Source organism: Pedobacter psychrophilus, assembly GCF_001652725.1.
Taxonomy (GTDB): Bacteria; Bacteroidota; Bacteroidia; order Sphingobacteriales; family Sphingobacteriaceae; genus Pseudopedobacter; species Pseudopedobacter psychrophilus.
The window spans coordinates 413492-432605 of the sequence record NZ_LWHJ01000027.1; the positions used below are offsets into that span (position 1 = coordinate 413492).

Genomic DNA, 19114 nt, shown 5'->3' on the forward strand with positions numbered 1-19114 from the left:
TTTTGATATACGCAGCAATTGATATTGGTTCTAACGCAATAAGATTACTCATTGCAAATATTACCAACAATAATGGAGTGATTTCTTTTAAGAAAAATTCTTTGATTAGAGTGCCAGTAAGGTTAGGAGATGATGCTTTTTTAAACCATAGTATTTCTGATAAAAAAGCTGATGATGTGATCAAAACAATGGTAGCGTTTAGAAATTTAATGGATGTTTATAAAGTTAAAGATTACATGGCTTGCGCTACATCTGCACTCAGAGAATCTAAAAATGGAGATGAGTTAGTAAAAAGGATTTTTGAGGCTTCAAATATAAATCTAGAAATTATTGGTGGCCAAAAAGAAGCGCATATCATTTACTCAAGTCATGTAGATCAAACCCTAGATAGAAAAAAGAATTATTTATACATAGATGTTGGAGGTGGAAGTACAGAACTGTCCATATTCTCAAATGGAAAGATTCAGGCCTCTAAATCTTTTAATTTAGGAACTATTCGCATTTTAGATAACCAAGATAAACCAGAAACTTGGGATGAAATGAAACTTTGGTTAAGGAAGGAAACAACTAATTATAAAGTTTTAATAGGTATAGGTACTGGTGGCAACATTAATAAAATTTTTAGATTATCAGAAGAAAAAGAGAACAAAGCGTTAAGTTTTCTAAAGCTTAAGGCACAATATGAATACCTTAATTCCTTTTCTTTAAAAGATCGTATCAATATTTTAGGGCTTAACCAAGATAGGGCGGATGTAATTATCCCTGCTAGTGAGCTTTTTTTAACAGTAATGAGATGGGGTGGCATAAAGCAAATATTTGTTCCTAAGGTTGGTTTAGTGGATGGAATAATACAGGTTTTGATTGATACAAATTTTCCTGTTAAATAAAAAAGCCTTCTACCAAACTGATAAAAGGCTAAATAAAGGTTAAACAAATGGCTAAGCAGTTTTTAATAGCGAAACCTTACTATCGCGAAACTGCGGAATATGATTTTTTAAGAATTCTTTTACTTCCCACCTTTTTTTCTCATCAGTAATCCTGTTGAGTTTTAATACAACTTTTTCTTCCTGTTTGGTGCTAAATACAATTTCAGAAAATCGAGTTTCGAAATGATTTAATGTGTTAAATTTCAAACAGATGGTTTCATTCTGTAACGAATGTTTAAACCAAATTTCATCATCATTAATGAAAATGTAATTCTCTTCTTGCTGTACATATAGTTCGTAAAAACAAAATGCAATAACAATTGATGAGATAGATAGAAAAAGATAAGAGCTTAATTCTGTAATGATTTGCGTAAAATAGTGTGATTGAAACTCCTGCCAAAATAGTTGTTGCCGATAAAATAGCATACAAACCATTTTTAGAAAACAGGCATTTATCACATTTAATGTAAATACTTTGTTCCATTTCTTACAGTTTTAAATTTTGAGGTTATTGCTTTTTACGGAAATTTAAAATATAAGGTTACAAAGTTTTGTTTAGGTAATTGTTGTATCTATTTATGATTAAACTTAATACTAAATTAATATTGATAAGATTTAAAAATCAATGATATTAGGGGTAAATTCTGGTAGTTCTTCCAAAAATTGATAGCTATTAGTTTCGTAATTTAAAACACAGCAATAATGCTTAAGGCCATTACTTACTACCAAAAATTTAACTTTATGTATCATATTATAACTAGCTGCCTGATCAAAAACTTTTTGGTCAATCTTAACGGATGTAGCTTTACATTCTACTAATATAATTGGTTCGCCTGCTCTATCAAATATCAATATATCAGTTCTTTTTTGTAATTTATTTAGTTTTAAACCGCCTTCAAGTTTGATAAGCGTTTTTGGATATTTCTTTTGAATGATTAAATATTTTACAAAATGCTGCCTTACCCATTCTTCTGGTGTAAGTACTAAATCCTTTTTTCGCAATTCATCAAAAATGAAAACTACATCATCCTTTTGCGATAATTTAAAAGGATATTGAGGTAAGTTTAGAGGAATTGGTTTAAACATTTTGCTAAAATAAGGTTGAATTATCAACATTCTAATTTTTGAGGGCTAATATTTTTTAATTTAGCTGATACATGACTGCAGTAGATATTATTAAAGATATTAAAGCCAAAAAACTAAAGCCTATATATTTATTGCATGGCGATGAAAGTTATTATATCGATTTAATAAGCGATTATTTAGAAGAAAATGTTTTAAGCGAAGCAGAAAAAAGTTTTAACCAAACTATCTTTTATGGTAAGGATGCAGATGTGATGTCGGTTTTAAACGCCAGCAAACGTTACCCAATGATGAGCGATTATCAATTAGTAATGGTTAAAGAAGCTCAAGAATTAAAGATAGATAAAGCTGCAGAACAATTTCAAGCTTACTGTGAAAATCCTTTAAAGAGTACCATTTTAGTGCTATGCCATAAGTATGGCAAATTTGATAAACGTAAAAAGGTTTATAAAGTAATCGAGAAAAATGGTTTAGTATTTGAATCTGCCAGTATCTATGATAATAAAGTGCCAGCCTGGATAGAGGATTTTATTAAATCTAAAGGATATCACATCAACCATACAGCTGCTGCATTGCTAGGAGAGTATTTAGGTAATGATTTAAGTAAGGTTGCCAACGAGCTGGAAAAGTTGATGTTGAATGTTGCAAAAGGGCAGGAGATAGGCACTAAAGAAGTTCAGGATAATATCGGTATCAGTAAAGAATACAATGTTTTTGAATTGCAGAATGCACTCTCTAAAAGAGATGTTTTTAAGGCTAATCAAATTGTAAATTATTTTGAGGCCAATCCAAAAGCAAATCCAATGGTTTTGGTAATGGGAAATTTAGCTGGTTATTTTACTAAAATTTTAAAATATCATTACATTAAAGATAAATCTCAAGCTGCAAGAGAAATGGGCGTTAATCCGTATTTTTTAAAGGATTATGAATTTGCTGCAAAAAACTATCCATTAGGAAAAACTTTTGAGGTAATTTCCCTTTTAAGAGAATATGATTTAAAATCTAAAGGCGTTGATAGCACAGGCAACACTGAAGCTGGAGATTTAATGAAAGAACTGGTTTATAAGATTATTCATTAGGTTTTAATTAGGTGGTTATCTTTTAGTTAGTTAGTTAGTTAGTTAGTTAGTTAGTTAGTTAGTTAGTTAGTTAGTTAGTTAGTTAGTTAGTTAGTTAGTTAGTTAGTTAGTTAGTTTTTAGTTAGGTTTATTATTCATTCACTCATTCAAAATTCATTCATTCAAAATTCACTCATTCAAAATTCTATCATTCAAAATTAATTTATGCAATATTTTCTAGTAAAATCAGAACCTTTTAAATACAGTTGGGATAAGTTTAATAAAGATAAACGTACTTTTTGGGACGGTGTTAGAAATTATCAAGCTCGTAATAACCTTAAAGAAATGAAAGAAGGCGATTTGGTGCTTTTTTATCACAGTAATGAAGGTAAAAATGTGGTTGGAATTGCTAAAGTGGTAAAGGAGTTTTATCAAGATCCAACAACAGAAGACAAGAATTGGGTAGTTGTAGATTTAGTTCCTGTTCAATCTTTAAAAAATCCGGTAACTTTAGAAACCATTAAGGCTGATGAAAGATTAAAGAATATTTCTTTGGTGAAGCAGGGGAGGTTATCTGTAATGCAGTTAAAAGGAGAAGAATTTGATAGGATTGTAGAATTAGGATCTTAAATGTGAAAAAACAGCTATTTTATTCTTCACTTTTGATGTTTTTAATTGCTTGTAATGGTAATATTAAGCAGCAAGATTTAATTGGAAAATGGAATTATACTTCTTATGGATATGCTAATAAATCCTTAGATAAACCTTTACCAAGTATCACTATTAAAAATCCAGCTATTGTTTTCTATAGTGATGGAAAAGCTAAAATTTTTTCGAGCGGTAAAATTTTATCTAATGGTACTTATCAAGTTGAAGGAAAAATTATTAGATATGAAGAATATTTACCTAATGGACAAAAACGTAAAATCCCTTTTCTTATCAAAGAATTAAATGATAAAGAATTGGTTTTTCAAACAATGGATGCGGAAGTATTAGTCATTACAGCTATTAAGGAGAATAAATAATCCTTTAAATTTCATCTTTAAATTGATTGCTTAACCGTTCTAAATTCTCTATCATTTCTGTAAAACGTTTTTCCTCTTTATTGATGTAAATCTTCATTAAATACATATAGCAGATAACAAACCACGCAATAGTAGCTGTTACAATCCCCAGCATTATCCAGATATTTAAACTATAAAAAAACTCTATAAAGTATAAACTAATTCCTAAACCTAAAGCAATAGAATAGATTTTATAATTACGAGTGTGTTGGATATATCTTGATTTTCTAAACTTTTGTAAAAATTGAATATGATCCTGAGGTTTGTCAAACAAAGTGTTGCTATTTACAATATTTTTTATGTTAATTAATTGTATAACAATAAAATATATACAGCAACCTGCAACAATACTTAAGCCTAAATAAGATGTCCAAAAGCTAAAACTTATGTTTATCCATAAATAGATAACAATAAATATTGCTGGTAACATTAATAAAATCTCCTGAAAAAATTTAAGACTTAACTTTTCCCTACTCTTTTTATATTGGTTGATTACTTCCTTGTAATCAATCTGTGGAGCCGTTTTTTGTTCGTTCCAAATGCCAACTAATGAATCAAAGTCTTTCATGCTGATTATATAATTCGGTTAGCTTGTGTTTAATCCTGTGAATTTTTACCCTTAAATTGCCCTCAGAAATACCTGAAACATCTGCAATTTCTGGGTATGGAATTTCATCCATCACCATTGTAATAATAATCCTTTCGTTCTCATCTAATTTAGAGATACATTCGTATAGGGTTTTAACTTGATCTTGTTTTTCTCTATCTGCAAAATCTTCTTCAACATTTTCTATGATGTTAGGAGTGAGCTCATCCTTTGCCTGGCGTTTTTCTTTTTTGAGATAGGTTAGGCAGGTATTAACAGCAATTCTGTAAATCCATGTAGAAATCATAGACTGGTTTCTAAACTTATCTAAGTTTTGCCAAACCTTTAAGAAAGTCTCCTGTAAAAGATCATTTGCGGCAGCATCATCTCCGGTATAACCAAAACATAAATGATAAATCTTTTTAGAATTAGCCTGAAAAATTTCCTTAAATATCTGCTCTTGACTGGGCATCTATGTTTAGTTTTTTGAATTTAGAGCTTGGAATTTTTAAATTGTTACAGAGTTTAAACAATATCACTCAATCTCTACCATTCTAAAACTTTTCCGTTTGCTCTTTAGCAGCTTAATCAATTCATCAAATTGCTGCTGATAATCAAACTGTAAATCTTCATTTAGTTTCGGTAAAATTCTATTTGCTCTTTTTAATTGTCTAAACAATAATAAAATTAACGCTTGTTGAGAAACTGTAACAATAGGATGTTTAATAAATTCTTCGCAAAAGCATAAAATAATATCACATTCCTTATCCTTTTCGCCAATGTATTTTATGTGTTTATTAATAATCCTAAGCAGTTTTCTAAGCTGTTTGCTTACATAGTAAATACTTGGATGTAAATCATCAAATTCATTAATTATCAAATCTTTAACTTCATTTACGTAATCCTCTTTTTTATCAAAGTAAAATAATAAATAATGAAGTAATTCTTTATTTTCGGTTTTGTATTTTGCCAAACGTAAGCACAATTCTTTAACTTGTGTAAGTTCTAAATAGTTGAGCTCTTTTTTTAATTCTGCTAATTTCGGACTGTTCATTTGCTTAACATTTGCGCACATCGGCAAATTACTTACTTTTGCTAAATTCCCAAACTACAATTCATGAATAAACGAATCCCATTAATTACTTTGATTGCAATATTCATTGCTGCACTGGTTACAAGTTTAAATCATTATCAAATTGTTGCTATCCCAGAAATGGGTTTATTAATAATAAGATGGTTAGCCATTGCATCATTAATTGCTTATGGATTTACTAAGAATACTTTAACTGCCTGGATATTAATTTCCATGGTTGTAGGCGCTGAAATTGGTCATGATTTTCCGGCTATTGCAGTTAATTTACAGGCGTTAAGTAAAATTTTCTTAAAAATGATTAAGACCATTGTTGCGCCATTATTGTTTGCAACATTAGTTTTTGGAATTGCTGGTCATTCAGATTTAAAACAAGTGGGGCGTATGGGATGGAAATCGCTTGTTTATTTTGAAGTGGTTACCACATTAGCTTTATTTATTGGCTTATTGGCAATTAATATTTCTAAAGCAGGAGTTGGAATTATACCACCACCGGTTGTAAATGAAACGCTACAAGCTGTTCCACCTCAAACTGCAACAGATATTATTTTACATATTTTTCCAGAGAATATCGCTAAATCAATTGCCGAAGGTCAGGTTTTACAAGTTGTAGTTTTTAGTATTATTTTTGGGATTGCACTAGCAATGGTTAAGGAAGAAAAACGCCGACCAATGTTAAAAGCTGCTGAAAGCCTTTCTGAAGTGATGTTTAAATTTACCAACATCGTCATGTATTTTGCTCCTATAGGTGTTGGGGCTGCAATTGCATTTACCGTTGGGCATATGGGTTTAGGTATTTTAGTTAATTTATTTCAACTTTTAGCTACGCTCTACGTGGCATTAATAGCCTTTATTTTATTGGTTTTATTACCTATTGCGTTATCTTTTAAGGTTCCTATCAAGAAGTTTTTGCAAGCCGTGGCCGAACCAATTTCAATTGCATTTGCAACCACAAGTTCTGAAGCTGCATTGCCAAGAGCAATGGAAGCAATGGAAAGAATTGGAGTTCCACGGAAGATTGTAGCATTTGTTATCCCTACTGGTTATAGTTTTAATCTTGACGGAACCACGCTTTACTTAGCATTAGCTGCAGTATTTGTTGCACAAGCTGCGGGGATTGAAATGAGTATTGGTGATCAATTAGTAATAGTATTTACCTTAATGCTTACCAGTAAAGGCGTTGCTGGTGTGCCAAGGGCATCATTAGTGATATTATTGGGGACGGCAGCATCTTTTAATTTACCAGTTTGGCCAATATTCATAATTTTGGGGATTGATGAGTTAATGGACATGGCTCGCACCTCTGTAAATGTGTTAGGAAATTGCTTAGCAACCGTTGTAATTGCTAAATGGGAGGGAGAGTTTGATGAAAATGCCAATCACATAGAATTAGAAGAATTATAAAATGAGTGATCGATTTAAGAAAATATTTTTAGGATGTAGTATTGCTATTCCTTTTATACTTTATAGTGTATATTACTATTCTATTATGATAAAAAACGCACCCTATAAATTTGTAGAATTTGAGGGTTTAAGCGTTAAATCTGGCTTGGGGACAAATTATGATAAAACTTACTCCTCAGAAACCCAACAATATCAATATTTGAATACCCGCGATTCTTCTATTAAAATGAAAGTAAAGTTATCTAAAGATGATATGCTATACGTTCATAGAAAAGCTGCAGAATTAGGATTATGGAATTGGCCAGAAAAAATGCTTGGAGACAGCACTAATAGAGTTCCTCGTTATTATTTAGAGTTTGATTATCAGCGCAAAAAGAAGGTTATTGAAATTGATGCAGACTATAATAAAAATATCAAATTACGTGATGCAGCTATGGAATTGATAAAAACTGTTGATGGTGTTATTGAGGATGCTGCTGATAAGCAGAAAAATTAAATCAAATTAAATCCTACTAATTTACTCCTTCTTTCAAATAAAATGATGTTATGCCATTGGTTATTAACTTGTCCTAAATTTTCTCTATAACCTACTTTTCTAAAGCCTGCTTTTTCATGTAAACGGTAGCTTGACTTATTTTCTTCAAAAATACCCGCCTGCAAAGTCCAAATACCATTTTCTTCACTTTCGCTAATCACATTATTTAATAAAACGAAACCTATGCCTAAGCCTTTAAATGAAGGATGAATATAAATGCTAATCTCTGCAATACCTTTATAAACATCTCTACTTGAAACAGATGAAATAGCAACCCAACCTGCAACCCTTTCATCAATAATACAAACTAAACGTCCAAATGGAAGATGCTTTTCATCCCAGTTGTTCCAATCAGGAACCTGAGTTTCAAAAGTAGCAAGTCCGGTTGCTATTCCTAATTCGTAAATTTTTTTGACCGATTCCCAATGTTCCGGAAGTAATTTTTTAATCAGCATACTGGTATTTTATAAACTTTCAATCGGCTTTAACTTTATCCTATTAATAACCAACAAACAGCCAATGTTATTATAGAGGATATTTCGCTATTATCCCTAATATATTTGAAGTATTTGTAATTAATTATTTAATGTAAATAGTTTTTATGTTTATAAATTCATGAATTCCAAAACTACTTAATTCCCTGCCAAAACCAGATTGATTAATGCCACCAAAAGGCAAACGTGGATCAGATTTTACAAAATCGTTTACAAATGCACTTCCAGCCTGAAGTTGATGTTTGGCTATTTTTTCACCTCTTTTTAAATCGTTTGTAAAAACAGCAGAACCTAATCCAAAAACAGAATCATTAGCTACTTTGATAGCCTCCTTTTCATCTTTCACAGTAATGATTGATGCAACAGGTCCAAATAGTTCATCATCATATGCTGGCATTCCTTTTTTAAGGTTTGTCAGAATTGTTGCGGGATAAAAAGCTCCTTTCCCTTTCGGAATTTCACCTCCTAAAATACATTTTGCTCCTTTAGCAATTGACTTCTTAACTTGTTGATGTAATTCATCACGTAAATCCGTTCTTGCTTGGGGACCTAAATCTGTTTTTTTATCGATAGGATTACCCATTAATTTGCTTTCCATTTTTTGCTTAAAAAGCTTGATAAATTCTTTCTCTACAGATTTTACAACAATGAATCTTTTAGCAGCAATACAACTTTGTCCATTGTTAATCATCCTGGAATTTACACAAGCACCTGCCGCATATTCTAAATCTGCATCTTTTAAAATGATGTAAGGATCGCTGCCGCCTAATTCTAAAACACATTTCTTCAAAACAGAACCTGCTTTTTCTGCTACTTTTTTACCAGCAGCTGTGCTTCCTGTTAATGTAACCGCTTTAATGAATGGATTTTCTATAATTGGATTTACTTTTTTGCCACTTACAAATAAAGTTTGAAAAGTATATTTTGGAAAACCAGCGTCTAAAACCATTTCTTCTATGGCCAAAGCACAACCACTAACATTTGAAGCGTGTTTTAATATATCACAATTACCAGCCATTAAATTTGGAGCCAAAAAACGAAATACTTGCCAAAATGGAAAATTCCACGGCATTATCGCCAATACAACTCCAATCGGTTCAAAAGCTACAAAGCTTTTGGAAGCATCGGTTTTTATAATTTGATCTTTTAAAAAGTCTTTAGCATTTTTTGCATAATATTCACAAACTAAGGCACATTTCTCAACTTCACCAATGCCAGCCAAATAAGGTTTACCCATTTCTTCAGTCATCAGTTTTGCTAATTTTTCTTTTTTAGATTTTAGCACTTTTTCTAAATTCATCATCAAAGTGGAGCGTTCCTTAAATGTTGTTTCTTTCCAACTTAACCAGGTTTGATGAGTTTGCGCAATTTTTTTATCAATTTCTTTTGGACTATGTTCTTTATAAGTTTTTATGGTTTTTCCGTTAAACGGATTGATGCTTTTTAAAGTCATGGGTTATTTTAATAAATAATGAATTTTATTGCGGATTAAAACGCTTAATTTTTTATCTTAACACGCAATGGGATATAAGAGAAAAGCGCAATTAGCATACCGAAAAGCAAACTTCGGAATTATATTTAGAGAACTATTTTTTATAGTTGCAGGAATTATTTCCGCAAGTTTTGGACTCAAGAGTTTTCTGTTGCCCAATCATTTTTTAGATGGTGGTGCAATGGGAATTTCTCTTCTTTTAAATTTAAAAACCGGATATTCTTTAGGTGCATTGGTTATTTTAGTTAATATACCTTTTGTATTATTAGGCTCTAAGCAGATCTCTAAGATGTTCGCTTTCAAGACTATATTGGCTATTGCAGGATTAGCATTAATGGTCTCTTTCGATTTTTATCCTATTGTAACATCAGATAAATTATTGATTGCCGTATTTGGAGGTTTCTTTTTAGGAGCAGGAATTGGTTTAGCCATTAGGGGAGGAGCTGTAATTGATGGAACTGAGGTTTTAGCTTTGTTTATCTCAAGAAAAATTAGCCTAAGCGTAGGCGATATTATTTTGGTTTTCAATATTGTGATTTTTGGCGTTGCAGCTTATATCCTAAATATGGAAACCGCACTTTATGCAATTTTAACTTATTTATCAGCATCAAAAACAGTAGATTTTATCATTCATGGTATTGAGCAATACATTGGTGTAACTATTATATCTTCTAGAAATGAAGAAATAAGAAAAGTAATTACTAAAGTAATGGGAAGGGCAGTCACTATTTATAAAGGGGAAAGAGGTTTTATCAGTGAATCAAATCCAGATGATATTAACTTAAAAATTGTTTTTACTGTGGTTACCAGATTGGAAGTTTCTCGTTTAAAAAACTTAGTGAAAAATATAGATAAAGGAGCTTTTATTGTAATGCACACAGTTGATGATACCTATGGCGGAATGGTGAAACAGCGGCCGTTGCATCAGTAATTATTATTTAATAACTTCTCACCAAAACGTCATCCTTAAAAGTAACTTTTTTCTTTGAGCCATCTTTATAAGTAATCAATCCATCGCCATGTTTAACGCCATGATCAAAATTACCTTCATAAATGCTGCCATCTAAACTAAACCATTTACCTTTTCCCGCTTTTTTTCCTTGGATGTAACTGCCAATGTATTTGTTGCCATTTTTGTAGGTTAAAGTTCCTTGTCCGTGACAATATCCAGCTACCCAATCGCCATTGTAAACATCGCCATTTGCATATTGATAAATTCCTTTTCCGTTATATTTATCCTTAAACCATTTACCACAATATACACCTAAACGCGATTTATAGATTCCATCGCCTTGAGCCATTCCGTCAATAAAATCTCCTGTATAAATATTTCCGTTTGGATAGGTTAATGCGCCTTTACCGTAAAGATTATCAAATAAAAAATCCCCAGTATATCTTCTGCCATCTGTAAAAAACAGATTTCCCTTTCCGCTGCATTTACCTCTACTAAAATTCCCCTCGTAAATATTGCCGTTTTTATAAAGATATTTTCCTTTACCGTTTGGATTATAATCTGCTAATTGCCCAACATATTTATCACCATTAGGGAAAGTTAAATTACCTGCAATTGGTAAACCTTTAATCCAATCTCCCTCTATAATCCCTTTATTTTTTAGAATTATTTTCCCTCTTCCCTCAAATAAACCATTTTTAAAACTGCCTTCATATAAATCACCACCGCTAGTTTTATATTTGCCATAACCATTTTCACAATCGCCGCTTAAACAAGGGGATTGACCCTGAACATTCAGGTAAAAAAAAATTAATAGCAATGGGAAAAGTTTTATCACCTCAATAAAACTAAAAATTCAATAGCTTATTTTAATGACTATAAATTTTATAAAAAAGAGATTATATAATGATGCAAGACTTACGAAGTTTTTAAAACTTCGTAAGTCTGGTTTTAAAAATTATATCAAAAAAAAAGAGGCTCCACAATGTGAAACCTCTCTCAAACAACATAATAAACAGTATCTTAACTGTCAGTTCTGCGTCTTCTGCCACCACCACCTGATCCACCTCTATTTCCAGAATCGCCACTGCCGCCTTCACTTCTTCTATTTCCGCCACCAGAGTAATCTCTGAAACCACCTCCGCTATTTCCGCCAGATTCACCACCACTTCTTCTCTCTCCACCACCACTACGTCCACCTCCGCTACTTCTTCTGTCTCCGCCGCCGCCGTAACCGCCACCACCACTTCTTCTCTCGCCACCGCCATAACCGCCGCCGCTTCTTCTTTCTCCACCACCGTAGCCACCGCCACCGCTTCTTCTCTCGCCACCGCCACGTCTTTCGCCACCTTCACCACCACCTGTAGATTCTCCGGATATTTCTATCCTTACGTCTCTTCCGTGGAAATCAATTGGTTTAAATGCTTCAATTACTTTTTCAGTAAATTCAGTTTCTACTTCAAAGAAAGAGAAAACACCTTTCATATCAATTTTACCAACAGATTTACCAGTAATACCAGTATTGTTACAGATATAACCTAATAAATCTCCTCTGCTAAAATCATCAACCGCACCTAAATTGATAAACAAACGTGTAAACCCTTCACTAGCATTTCTGCCACCTCTTTCACTACGCTCTCCACGTTCACCTCTTTCGCTTCTATCACCTCTTTCTTCTGCTGCTGCATTAAGGTCTCTGGCTGTATTATAATATTCTAAGAATCTGTTAAATTCTAAGGAAACAAAACGCTTGATAATGTCTTCTTTGCTTACATCAGCAAATTCGTCCATTATTCTTGGTAAATATTGGTCAATTTGGCTATCATTAACTTCAACCTGATTTACCTTGTGTATCAATCCAAACAATTGTTTTTCTACAACATCAAAACCGCTAGGTATTTCAGCTTTAGTAAATTGTTTACCGATTTGTTTTTCTATCTGACGTATTTTACCAGTCTCTCTAGAGTTGATAATCGCTATAGAAATACCAGATTTTCCTGCTCTACCAGTTCTACCACTTCGGTGTGTATAGTTAGCAATTTCATCTGGTAAAGAGTAATTGATTACGTGAGTTACTTCGTTAACATCAATACCTCTTGCTGCAACATCAGTTGCAATTAATAATTGCAAACTTCTATCGCGGTAACGCTTCATTACTTTATCACGTTGTTGTTGAGATAAATCTCCGTGTAAAGCATCTGCATTGTAACCATCTTTTACCAAAGATTCTGCAATTTCTTGCGTTTCAATTTTAGTACGACAAAATACAATACCGAAAATCTCTGGGTTATAATCTACAATACGTTTAAAAGCAGCATACTTATCACGGGCTTTCACCACATAATATTCATGCTCAATATTCACGTTACCTGTGTTCTTGGTTCCCATGGTCAACTCTTTCGGGTCGGTCATGTAATTTTGAGCTATTGCTCTCACTTCGCGAGGCATGGTAGCAGAAAATAACCAAGTTTTTTTGGTTTTTGGAGTAGTCGATAAAATATCATCGATATCTTCCTGAAAACCCATATTTAACATCTCATCAGCTTCGTCTAAAACAACGAATCTTACTTCAGAGAAATCAATGGCTTTTCTGTTCAAAATGTCTTTCATTCTACCTGGGGTAGCAACAACAATTTGGACACCTCTTTTAATATCACGTAATTGATTTACGATATTGGCACCGCCATATACCGCTACAACACTTGCATTAGGAAGGTTTTTTGCATAATTTTTAATATCATTGCTAATCTGCAAACAAAGTTCGCGGGTTGGGCAAAGAATTAAAGCTTGAGGGAAATTTTTCTTGTAGTCTATTAGTTCTAAAAGTGGAAGACCAAATGCTGCGGTCTTTCCGGTTCCTGTCTGGGCTAATCCGACAAAATCGTTGCTGCCTGATAACAAAACCGGAATGGCACCTTCCTGTATCGGAGTTGGCGTTTCAAAGCCTAACTCGGTTATCGCATTAACAATATCTTCACGGATCCCCAATTCATTGAATGGGTTCATGATTAATTATAAGATTTAACAACATCGTTAAATCGGGCGCAAAGATAGGGTTTTGTTTTGGGAATTGCAAGGGGATGTTAATGATAGAATTGTGAAGGAGCGAATGATAGAGGGATGAGGGAATTATTGAAAGAATGGTTGACGAATTTTGAATGATGATTATAGAATGAAATAAGGAGTAATGATTGGATGATTTAATTTTGGTTATTTCAAATATTATTGTGGCGTTTTTACCACGCTTTGCACTAAATCTTTTTTTCTGAAAAAGAAAAAAAGGATATCGCTTCAATCGTTAACGCAATAAAAACATCTGTTAATTCTTTTCTTAATGTTGTTAATCAAAGTATTAGTTTTACTATTTATTTGATAATAATCTTTTTCAAAAAATATCAATTCATCAAAATAATATTTAACTAAATAAAAATAAAAATTTCAACTCTTAGCCGTAAAAATTTAAGAGTAAAACAGGAATGAAATTATTTAATTATCAAAAAAATTTAGTTAAGAAAAGATTAATTTGAAAGAGTTAATTCAATAGCCAACTTGCTGTACTTAAACATGTGGTTATCAGAATAATTTTTACTAACAATTTCCCATTGACCATTCATATTTACCCAAGTGTAAAAATTATCTTTGATAACCACATTATTGAAAAGTGGGGAATAATAAGTATGCATTCTAAACGGTTTATCTTTTGGCCAATTTAATAATTCTTTTGAATCGTATTTATTGCTTTCTAACAATAGATTTTCAAGCCCAATAAATAATCCATCTTCTGGGAATTGAATATTAAGCTTACTAACATCTGTTATTGGAAACATTATCCCTTTTTTGGTTTTAACTAAAATATTCTTATTTGTTAATTCTTTACCTACACCTCCATCGTGTTTAACTCCATAAATTTTGATATTGAATATGCTGTTTTTAGTAAAGCTGCGAACGCTTGTTTTAATAGATTTTATAAATGGAGTGTGTTGATAAATTGTATCGTAGGGGAAATACCGAGCATAGATTGTTGGAGTTACGGTTGAAGAAGCAAATGAATTTTTAATTTCTGTTTCTGAAAAAGTGTTAATTTTTAATTCTTCCATCTGCTTTGGAAAAACTCTTATTTCATTTAATTCAAAAAATTTTGGGCTTAATTCAATTATCTCTTTTAAATCGGCGAAAGCAACTGATTTGTTTTCATAACCTAATGCGCTAAAAATTAACTTACTAGTTAAAGATGTTTTAATAGTAAATTTCCCATTTTCATCTGCAGTAATTCCAATATTTTCTTCAGGAATATAAATGCTGACATAAGCTATCCCTTTTTTGTCTTTCGCATCTATAATTGTTGCAGTAAATTGAGCAAAAATATGAATTGATTGAAATATTAGGAATATAAAAAGAAATCCATTTTTCATCATTAAAATTAATGTAATTAGAGATTAGTTAAATCTAGTTCTAATATATACTTACCTATCCACCTCACCCAAAACAATATCCAAAGAACCAATTATAGCTACTAAATCTGCTATCATTACCCCTTTAGAAATTTCCGGTAAAACGGAGAGGTTACAAAAACTAGGGCCTCTGGATTTAATCCTGAAAGGTTTATCTGAGCGACCATCAGCAATAAAATAAAAACCAATTTCACCTTTTGGGTTTTCTGCTCGCACATAAAAATCTTGTGCTTTTGGAACCGTTTTTTTAGGAACTAACGCTCTTGGATCGAACTCAGTAGTGCGTTTATGTTCTTTAGTTAGCTTTTCTGTGCATTGCTCAATAATTTTTAAGGACTCCTCAATCTCATCTATCCGAACTTTATAACGGTTCCAACAATCACCAACCTGGCCAATCTCGCCTTTGGCAAAAGGAATTTCAAAATCTATTTCTGGATAAACAGAATATTCATCCACTCTGCGTAAATCATATTTTAAACCAGAACCACGTAACATTGGTCCAGAACAACCGTAATTTATTGCAACATCTAAAGGCAATATACCGATGTTTGCAGTACGAGAAATAAAGATTTGATTGTCTGTCAAAAGCTCATTCAGCTCCTGCATTTTAGGTTTAAAATAGGCCACAAATTCTTGACATCGAGTTTCAAAACCAACTGGAATATCATAAAATAATCCTCCAACCCAAATATAATTATAAAGCATTCTTGCTCCAGAGGCCCATTCTAGCATGTTCATGATATGTTCGCGGTCTCTAAAACACCAGAGAAAAGGAGTGAAGGCACCAATATCAATTCCGTAAGTTCCAATCGCAATTAAATGGGATGCAATACGATTAAGCTCACAAACCAAAACCCTAATATATTCTACACGTTTTGGGATGTCATTTTCTATTCCCAACATTCGCTCAACGCCCATTACAAAAGCATGGTTGTTATTCATGGAAGCCATATAATCCATACGATCGGTATATGGAATAATCTGAGCGTAATTCAGGGATTCGCCATGTTTCTCAAAACAGCGATGTAAATAACCAATATGTGGGATTACTTCTTTAACAATTTCTCCGTCGGTAATTAATTCTAAACGCAAAACTCCGTGTGTACTTGGATGTTGAGGACCTAGATTCAACACCATTTCTTCGGAAGCAACCGCTTTAATTTTTTCTTGATAACTGATTAAAGCTTCTTGATATTTATATATGGAGGTATCTTGCAAAACTTAAAAATCGATTTTAATGTTGTGGTAATTTTCGGCGGTTTGGTAATCTTTTCTTAGCGGATAACCTTCCCAATCGTCTGGCAATAATATTCTGCGTAAATCTGGATGGTTTTCAAAATAAATACCAAACAAATCAAAAGCTTCACGCTCATGCCATTCGGCAGCTTTGTAAACAGCACTTATACTTTTGAAAACTGGTAACTGGTTTAAATCTCTATCGTTTTCTTTAAAAGTTTTTAAAACGATTTGATGTTTTTTGATGATGGAGCTTAAATGATAAATCACACCAAATTTCTTTTGTTCTACGCCATAATCAACTCCGGTTAAGCAAGAAAGAAAATCGAACCAAGTTTCTGGATGGTCTCTTAAAATTAAACAAACCTCATCAATCAATTCGGGATTAATAATTAAAGCAGGTTGTTTTTGATTTAATTCTTCTGCGATTATTACTTCATCACCAAATTTGGCAATTAATATTTCTTTTACTTTATTGATGATCATGGCGCCAACCTTTCGAATTTCCAAGATTGGTCTTTTGCTTGAATATATGCTAAACGATCGTGTAAGCGGTTGGAACGACCTTGCCAAAACTCAATTTTATTTGGGATTACACGGTAACCGCCCCAATATTCTGGTTTAATAATCTCATTTTCTTCGTATTCTTTTTCTAATTGGGCTAGTTTTTTTGCTAAAAACTCGCGATTAGGAATGCTTTTACTTTGAGGAGAAGTTAAAGCACCTAATTGACTTCCTTTTGGTCTTGATTTAAAATAACTTGTAGATTCTTCTTCACTTACTTTTTCTACAACACCCTCAATTCTTATTTGTCGCTCTAAATCTCCCCAAAAAAACACCAATGCTGCATACGGGTTTTCCTGAATTTCTAATCCTTTCTGACTTTCATAATTCGTGTAAAAAACAAATCCATTTTCATTAAAATCTTTTAATAAAACTACCCTAGCTGATGGAATACAATTTTTACTACAAGTAGCCAATGTCATCGCATTTGCTTCTAAAACTTCAGCATTTAGGGCTTCAGTAAACCATTTTTCAAATAATTGATAGGGGTTTTCTGTGGCATCTTCTTCAGAAAGTGCTGCAGAACGGTAATCTTGCCTTAAGTTTTGTATGGTTGCTTTATCGATACTCATGATAGAACAAACTTAACCATTGTGAAATAGTTTTAAAGAATGTTTTTAATAAAGAATTTATTGAAGACTTGGCCTAATCCATGCTAGTTGTTTAAAACCTTTTTATATTTGAAAACGTTAATTGAATTATGCTAACAAAAGACATCCCAACTAAAGGAAGCTTATTGATTTCGGAGCCGTTTATGAGCGACCCAAATTTTAAAAGATCAGTAGTTTTAATTACAGAACATTCTTTGGAAGGTTCTGTTGGCTATATTTTGAATCAAAAAAGCGATTATCTTTTAAAAGATGTTATTCCAGATTGTTGGGATGCTAATTTTCAAGTTTATTATGGTGGTCCGGTAGCGACAGATACACTTCATTTTATTCATAACTGTCCGGATAAAATACCAAATGGACAGGATTTGGGAAACGGTTTATTTTGGGGAGGAGATTTTGAACCATTAAAAATTCAAATCAATAATTACAATATTAAGGATTCAGAAATAAAGTTCTTTATCGGATATTCTGGCTGGTCTAAAGATCAACTGGATGATGAATTGGCTTTAAATAGTTGGATGGTTTCTAAAAAATATAACTCCGATATGATTTTTGATGAGGAAAGTTATAACCTTTGGAAAGAAGCTGTTGCCAATATGGGGATCAAATATGCACATATTGTTAATTTCCCTGAAGATCCTGGGTTGAATTAGAGTTTTTATTTTGCCACTAATTTCACTAATTAACACTAAACTGGGTTTAATAACTGTCTGAATCTTGATTTTCAGGATTTCAGGATAAAAAGGATTTGATTTTCTAATTATTAAAATTTAAGAATTCTTTTCCTTCTTTTTGAAGCTTTGTGTGATTAGTGGTTAATATTTGTCTGAATTTTGATTTGCAGGATTTCAGGATAAAAACGATTCTTGGTTTATTACCATTTGAATTTTATCTAATTCAAATTAGTTTAATTTGTGCTATTCGTGGCAAGAAAAAATTAAAATTCAGATGGAAAACCCTCTTTTTTTAAATCTTCTGCAGATTCTTCAATTTTAGCTTTTAAATCATTTTTAAATTTAATCACGTTTTTTGCGATGTTTTCATCGGCGATAGCTAAAATTTGAGCTGCTAAAATTCCTGCGTTTTTTGCTGCGTTTAAAGCAACAGTAGCAACTGGAATTCCGTTTGGCATTTGCAAAATTGATAAAACAGAATCCCAACCATCGATAGAATTACTTGATTTTACTGGAACGCCAATTACTGGTAATGAAGTAATTGAGGCGACCATTCCGGGTAAATGTGCCGCACCGCCAGCTCCTGCAATTATCACTTTTAAGCCTCTCTCAACTGCTTTGCTTGCATATTCGAACATTCTTTCTGGTGTGCGATGGGCGGAAACTACCGTTAACTCATAGTCTACACCTAATTCTTTTAATACGTTTGCAGCTTCTTCCATAATCCCTAAATCGGATTTACTGCCCATGATAATTCCTACTTTCATATATTTTTTGTTAACCACAGAGGGCACAGAGTTATTTATATTTTCAATCACAGAGAACACTGAGTTCACAGAGTTGAATGTTAATTAAAAAAATTATTAATATTGATAATCTTAAAATCCTACAAAT

At 32.3% G+C, this 19114-nt stretch carries 22 protein-coding genes; 8 read left to right on the top strand and 14 right to left on the bottom strand.

Annotation, left to right across the window (positions count from 1 at the left end; genetic code table 11):
* The first annotated feature begins 2 nt into the window (after positions 1-2).
* Positions 3-887, top strand: a complete 885-nt coding sequence (locus A5893_RS10235) for a Ppx/GppA phosphatase family protein (protein WP_068822459.1) — start codon at positions 3-5, stop codon at positions 885-887.
* 51 nt (positions 888-938) lie between these two features.
* Here the strand turns inward: A5893_RS10235 and A5893_RS10240 are convergent, their stop codons facing one another.
* Both A5893_RS10240 and A5893_RS10245 read right to left on the bottom strand, forming a co-directional pair.
* Positions 939-1352, bottom strand: a complete 414-nt coding sequence (locus A5893_RS10240; RefSeq protein WP_157687539.1) for a hypothetical protein — start codon at positions 1350-1352, stop codon at positions 939-941.
* A 189-nt stretch (positions 1353-1541) separates the two neighbouring features.
* Entirely contained in the window at positions 1542-2012 is a 471-nt protein-coding gene (locus tag A5893_RS10245) for a type I restriction enzyme HsdR N-terminal domain-containing protein (RefSeq protein WP_068822564.1), read from the bottom strand.
* Positions 2013-2083: 71 nt separating this feature from the next.
* Here A5893_RS10245 and holA point away from each other — a divergent pair, with 71 nt between their 5' ends.
* The 3 genes from holA to A5893_RS10260 all read left to right on the top strand — a co-directional run bounded on the left by holA (position 2084) and on the right by A5893_RS10260 (position 4092).
* Entirely contained in the window at positions 2084-3088 is a 1005-nt protein-coding gene (holA, locus tag A5893_RS10250; RefSeq protein WP_068822461.1) for a DNA polymerase III subunit delta, read from the top strand.
* Positions 3089-3292: 204 nt separating this feature from the next.
* Positions 3293-3697: an EVE domain-containing protein gene (locus A5893_RS10255; RefSeq protein WP_068822462.1), complete on the top strand. Its 405-nt coding sequence runs from the start codon at positions 3293-3295 to the stop codon at positions 3695-3697.
* A gap of 2 nt (positions 3698-3699) precedes the next feature.
* Complete coding sequence (locus tag A5893_RS10260; protein WP_068822463.1) at positions 3700-4092, top strand: hypothetical protein; 393 nt, start codon at positions 3700-3702, stop codon at positions 4090-4092.
* Between the two features lie 4 nt (positions 4093-4096).
* Here the strand turns inward: A5893_RS10260 and A5893_RS10265 are convergent, their stop codons facing one another.
* The 3 genes from A5893_RS10265 to A5893_RS10275 all read right to left on the bottom strand — a co-directional run bounded on the left by A5893_RS10265 (position 4097) and on the right by A5893_RS10275 (position 5771).
* Positions 4097-4699: a hypothetical protein gene (locus tag A5893_RS10265; RefSeq protein WP_068822464.1), complete on the bottom strand. Its 603-nt coding sequence runs from the start codon at positions 4697-4699 to the stop codon at positions 4097-4099.
* Complete coding sequence (locus tag A5893_RS10270; protein WP_068822465.1) at positions 4686-5189, bottom strand: RNA polymerase sigma factor; 504 nt, start codon at positions 5187-5189, stop codon at positions 4686-4688. The genes A5893_RS10265 and A5893_RS10270 overlap by 14 nt, the downstream gene beginning before the upstream one ends.
* A 63-nt stretch (positions 5190-5252) precedes the next feature.
* Positions 5253-5771, bottom strand: a complete 519-nt coding sequence (locus tag A5893_RS10275) for a hypothetical protein (protein ID WP_068822565.1) — start codon at positions 5769-5771, stop codon at positions 5253-5255.
* A gap of 63 nt (positions 5772-5834) precedes the next feature.
* On the opposite strand from A5893_RS10275, the gene A5893_RS10280 reads away from it, so the two are divergent.
* Both A5893_RS10280 and A5893_RS10285 read left to right on the top strand, forming a co-directional pair.
* On the top strand, positions 5835-7211 hold the full coding sequence (locus A5893_RS10280) for a dicarboxylate/amino acid:cation symporter (protein ID WP_068822466.1): 1377 nt from the start codon (positions 5835-5837) through the stop codon (positions 7209-7211).
* 1 nt (position 7212) lies between these two features.
* Complete coding sequence (locus tag A5893_RS10285) at positions 7213-7707, top strand: hypothetical protein (RefSeq protein ID WP_082911398.1); 495 nt, start codon at positions 7213-7215, stop codon at positions 7705-7707.
* Here the strand turns inward: A5893_RS10285 and A5893_RS10290 are convergent.
* Entirely contained in the window at positions 7704-8201 is a 498-nt protein-coding gene (locus A5893_RS10290) for a GNAT family N-acetyltransferase (RefSeq protein WP_068822468.1), read from the bottom strand. The genes A5893_RS10285 and A5893_RS10290 overlap by 4 nt on opposite strands.
* A 124-nt stretch (positions 8202-8325) precedes the next feature.
* The gene (locus tag A5893_RS10295) at positions 8326-9693 is read right to left on the bottom strand and encodes an NAD-dependent succinate-semialdehyde dehydrogenase (RefSeq protein ID WP_068822469.1); all 1368 of its coding nucleotides are present in this window, start codon (positions 9691-9693) and stop codon (positions 8326-8328) included.
* Positions 9694-9760: 67 nt separating this feature from the next.
* Between A5893_RS10295 and A5893_RS10300 the strand changes: the two genes are divergently transcribed.
* Positions 9761-10663 carry a YitT family protein gene (locus A5893_RS10300; protein ID WP_068822470.1) on the top strand — a complete coding sequence of 301 codons (903 nt, stop codon included), beginning with the start codon at positions 9761-9763 and terminating at the stop codon, positions 10661-10663.
* Positions 10664-10670: 7 nt separating this feature from the next.
* On the opposite strand, the gene A5893_RS10305 is transcribed toward A5893_RS10300, so the two are convergent.
* The 6 genes from A5893_RS10305 to pdxH all read right to left on the bottom strand — a co-directional run bounded on the left by A5893_RS10305 (position 10671) and on the right by pdxH (position 17507).
* On the bottom strand, positions 10671-11522 hold the full coding sequence (locus A5893_RS10305) for an MORN repeat-containing protein (protein ID WP_068822471.1): 852 nt from the start codon (positions 11520-11522) through the stop codon (positions 10671-10673).
* Positions 11523-11707: 185 nt separating this feature from the next.
* The gene (locus A5893_RS10310; protein ID WP_068822472.1) at positions 11708-13690 is read right to left on the bottom strand and encodes a DEAD/DEAH box helicase; all 1983 of its coding nucleotides are present in this window, start codon (positions 13688-13690) and stop codon (positions 11708-11710) included.
* A gap of 512 nt (positions 13691-14202) precedes the next feature.
* Positions 14203-15096: a carboxypeptidase-like regulatory domain-containing protein gene (locus A5893_RS10315; protein WP_068822473.1), complete on the bottom strand. Its 894-nt coding sequence runs from the start codon at positions 15094-15096 to the stop codon at positions 14203-14205.
* A gap of 51 nt (positions 15097-15147) precedes the next feature.
* A complete protein-coding gene (locus tag A5893_RS10320) occupies positions 15148-16272 on the bottom strand; it encodes an NADH-quinone oxidoreductase subunit D (RefSeq protein ID WP_232456841.1) in 1125 nt (374 codons plus the stop codon).
* Positions 16273-16356: 84 nt separating this feature from the next.
* Positions 16357-16881: an NADH-quinone oxidoreductase subunit C gene (locus A5893_RS10325; RefSeq protein WP_394330783.1), complete on the bottom strand. Its 525-nt coding sequence runs from the start codon at positions 16879-16881 to the stop codon at positions 16357-16359.
* Positions 16854-17507, bottom strand: a complete 654-nt coding sequence (pdxH, locus tag A5893_RS10330) for a pyridoxamine 5'-phosphate oxidase (protein ID WP_068822475.1) — start codon at positions 17505-17507, stop codon at positions 16854-16856. Before pdxH ends, A5893_RS10325 begins: the two co-directional genes overlap by 28 nt.
* Before the next feature lie 128 nt (positions 17508-17635).
* On the opposite strand from pdxH, the gene A5893_RS10335 reads away from it, so the two are divergent.
* Positions 17636-18199, top strand: coding sequence for a YqgE/AlgH family protein (locus tag A5893_RS10335; protein ID WP_068822476.1), 564 nt, complete (start codon positions 17636-17638; stop codon positions 18197-18199).
* A 284-nt stretch (positions 18200-18483) separates the two neighbouring features.
* Here the strand turns inward: A5893_RS10335 and purE are convergent, their stop codons facing one another.
* Complete coding sequence (purE, locus tag A5893_RS10340) at positions 18484-18987, bottom strand: 5-(carboxyamino)imidazole ribonucleotide mutase (protein WP_068822567.1); 504 nt, start codon at positions 18985-18987, stop codon at positions 18484-18486.
* Between the last annotated feature and the right edge of the window lie 127 nt (positions 18988-19114).